This is a genomic window from Streptomyces sp. NPDC059900 (genome assembly GCF_050270335.1).
Lineage (GTDB): Bacteria > Actinomycetota > Actinomycetes > Streptomycetales > Streptomycetaceae > Streptomyces.
The window spans coordinates 1-3,241 of the sequence record NZ_JBNNJZ010000768.1 but is presented as its reverse complement, the minus strand read 5'-3'; the positions used below and the strand labels follow the sequence as shown (position 1 = coordinate 3,241).

General features: G+C 71.8%; 3 protein-coding genes. 1 reads left to right on the top strand and 2 read right to left on the bottom strand.

The features are described 5' to 3' along the window. The coding region (locus ACQKIP_RS43600; RefSeq protein ID WP_427745554.1) for an aldehyde dehydrogenase family protein at positions 1 to 512 on the bottom strand (512 nt) is incomplete at its 3' end. Between the two features lie 250 nt (positions 513 to 762). Here ACQKIP_RS43600 and ACQKIP_RS43595 point away from each other — a divergent pair. Next, entirely contained in the window at positions 763 to 1,971 is a 1,209-nt protein-coding gene (locus tag ACQKIP_RS43595; protein WP_427745553.1) for an oxygenase MpaB family protein, read from the top strand. Positions 1,972 to 2,000: 29 nt separating this feature from the next. Here the strand turns inward: ACQKIP_RS43595 and ACQKIP_RS43590 are convergent, their stop codons facing one another. Continuing rightward, positions 2,001 to 3,167: a TetR/AcrR family transcriptional regulator gene (locus tag ACQKIP_RS43590; RefSeq protein ID WP_365864894.1), complete on the bottom strand. Its 1,167-nt coding sequence runs from the start codon at positions 3,165 to 3,167 to the stop codon at positions 2,001 to 2,003. Between the last annotated feature and the right edge of the window lie 74 nt (positions 3,168 to 3,241).

The window sequence follows — 3,241 nt, the reverse complement described above, 5'->3', positions numbered from 1 at the left end:
TCCCTGACCTTGGTCAGGCCGGGGACCATGCCGCGTACGCGGCGCGGGGCGAGGTAGCGGGCGGTGCGGCGCGCGTAGTGCCGGGCGATGGCCGCGACCTGGGCCACCTCCTGCCAGGCGTGGTAGCGGGCCTTGCCCGTTTCCCACTGGATGAGGTCGAGGACCTGGTCCTGCCGCTCGAGGAGCAGGTCGTGGAAGGCCAGGACGGTCCCGGCCCGGCGCGCGAGGGGTGTGCGGGCCCACGCGCGCTGGGCGGTGCGGGCGGCCAGGGCCGCGGATTCGACGTCCTCGGGGGTGCAGGCGGGGACGGGCGCGATCGGCGTCAGGTCCCAGGGCGCGAGTGCGGTCACCGGTCCTGGTGCGTCCGGTTCGTGGCGGCTCTGGTCCCGGTGGACCCACGCACGCCACTGGTCGAGCAGGTCGCCCGATACCCAGGCGGGGCGTGCGTCGGCCGCCGCTGCCGATGGGTCAGGCGGCGGAGGCGTTCGGGTCTGGTCCTGCTCCGTGTTCATGGGGCTCCTCGGGGTGCCGGACGGATGCGGGTCGGCCGGGGCGGGGCTTTCGCCCGGTCACAGAGTTGCCGCGCGCCGCGGGGGCGGCGGCAGCGGTTTCCGGGCCGTGCAGAGGTCTTGCCGTCGACCTAACGCATCATTATGTTAATCCGAAATCACAGCAGGGAACAACCACGCAACCGGTCCGGAGTCTGCATCTCAGGCTCATAGCCAGGGCGAACTGGCGCACCCGCGGAAGGCGGTTAAGTAAATGGAAAATCTCACCAGAAGGCGTGCACTGTCGATCGGTGCCGTACTGGGACTCGCGAGCGTGACCAGTGCGCCCGGCGCCTGGTCCTGGTCGTCCAGGGGCTCGATCGCGGGGATCGATGCGGTCACCGACCCGTTCACCGTCTGGGACCCCGACGCGGACGACGTGGCGGCCCGGCTCCTGGCCGACGGGTCGATCCCGGCCGTCAACAAGGCCTGGGAAGCCTGGGTCGACAACAGCGACCCGCTGCCGTCCGGGATGCCGGGCTACCTGACCGACTACCTCAAGCAGGTCAACCAGCTGCCGTCCTGGGCCGATCCGGCGCTCCTTGCCGCGTCGGAGAAGCTCTACAAGCGCCTGAACAGCTACCTGTTCGTCTCCGAGAGCCTGGGCAGCGGCATTCTGAGCACCGTGATCCCGCGCGAGGCCCGGGCGGTGTACTGGTCGGCCGGCGGCGCCGACATGAAGGAACGCGCGGCCAAGACCTTCACCTTCGGCTACGACCTGCACAGCCCGACCGCCTGGCAGCCCGCGGGGCACTTCCTGGTGTCGGCCAACAAGACGCGCCTGGTGCACTCGACGGTCCGCAGCCTGCTGGTGACGTCCAAGCGCTTCATGGAGAGCGCGGACCAGCCCAAGCCGATCAGCAACGGCGACATCCTGGTCACCTTCCACTCCGTGGCCACCGTCGCGCAGAACAACCTCAAGAAGTGGGGCATCAAGCTGTCCGCCCGCGAGCAGGAAGCCGACCTGCACGCCTGGCAGGTCGCCCTGCATCTGCTGGGCGTGCAGCGCCAGTTCATCCCCGCCACCTGGGCGGACGCGCAGGCGCAGGCCGACCAGATGCTGTGGCCCAAGGTCGCCGCCACCTCCGAGGGCATCAACCTGGCCAAGACGCTGCTCGGCTACGTCGAGGACCCCACGCTGGGCCTGACCACCGGGTTCGTCAACGAGTTCGTCCGCTACCTGATCGGCGACACGTACGCCGACTGGCTCGACCTGCCCCACGACCGGATATCGCGGACCCTGATCAAGGCCGCCTGGCCGACCTATGTCCGCTTCCGCGAGGGACTCTCCCCCATCGTGCCGGACGGCCTGTACCTGTTCGACCAGGTCGTGCGCGGCATCGCCATGCTCTTCCACAACAACGGCACCACACCGACCCAGACCCCCATCACCCTGCCCACCGCCAACCGGCCCGGCGCCTGAGAGCCGCCGGGCCTGCGCGCCCGGCGGGGTCAGCCAAGACCCAGGGCGGCCACGACCAGGGCGGTGACGGCGCCGCGGTGCTCGGGGGTGTCCTGCCAGCGCAGCCGGCGCCCCGCCTCGACCACGACACCGAACCCGGCATGCACCAGCACGCGCGCCTGGCGCGGGTCCACCTCGGGGCGGGCCAGGCGCAGTTGCTGCTCCCAGACGGCGATGTGCTCGCGCTGCGCGCGGATCAGGGGCTGCTGCAGATCGGCCGGAAGGCCCACGACCTCGGCCTCGGCGACGCTGGTGAGCGCGGTGTGCTCGAAGCTGTAGGCCACATAGGTGGCCGCCAGGGCGACCACGGCGTCATGCGGGTCGCTGACTTCGTGGAGGTTGCGGTCGACCGCCTGGGCCAGCAGGTCGGCCGCCTGCAGACAGGCCGCCGCCAGGATGTCCACCTTGTTGGGGTAGTGGCGGTAGATGGCGGAGGGCACCAGGCCGACCGCCTCCGCGATGCGCCCGTTGGTCACCTTGGCGAAGCCGTCCCGGGCGAACAGCGGGATGGCGGCGGCCAGGATCTCCGCGCGCCGGGTGCGCGGCACCGGCCGGGCGGGCAGTTCGACCAGGCGCGCCCGACCGCCTGCCGCGGCCGGATCGGCCGCGGCCACCCGCAGGGCACAGGCCAGCAGCACGTCCTCGGCCCGGCGCTGGGCGATGGACACATGGTGGGTCGTGATGGACCCGATCGCGCCCAGGGACGCCGCGGCGCGCAGCTCCGCCCGCGGCACGGAGCCGTCGGCCCGCACGCTCTCGCTGACCCGTGCGACGACGCGGGCGAACTTCGCCCGCAGGAGGCGGCGGTCCTCCTGCTCGAGGTAGCGGGCCTCCCAGCGGTAGAGGCCGCCCGAGGCGCGGTGACCGACCGCGACCCGGGTCACGGCGCCCAGCACGTCCGCGGGAGCGGCGTCGGGTGCCACCTCGTCGAGCACGGCGACGAGCCGGTCGACCATGACATTGGCGCACTCGGCGAACAGGGCGTACTTGTTGGGGAAATGCCGGTACAGGGCCGCCGCGCTGATGCCCACCGCGGCGGCGATGTCCTCCATGGACGCCGCGTGATAGCCGCGCTCGCTGAACACCTTGCCGGCCGCCTCGACGATGAGCTGCCTGCGGTTGCGCGGCCGCACGGCCGCGATCGGTTCGGCGTTCACCGGCGGGCACGCAAGCGGGGAGACAGGGCCATGAGCGTCAGTGAATCACAAGACGACGCGCGGCCAGAAGCCGC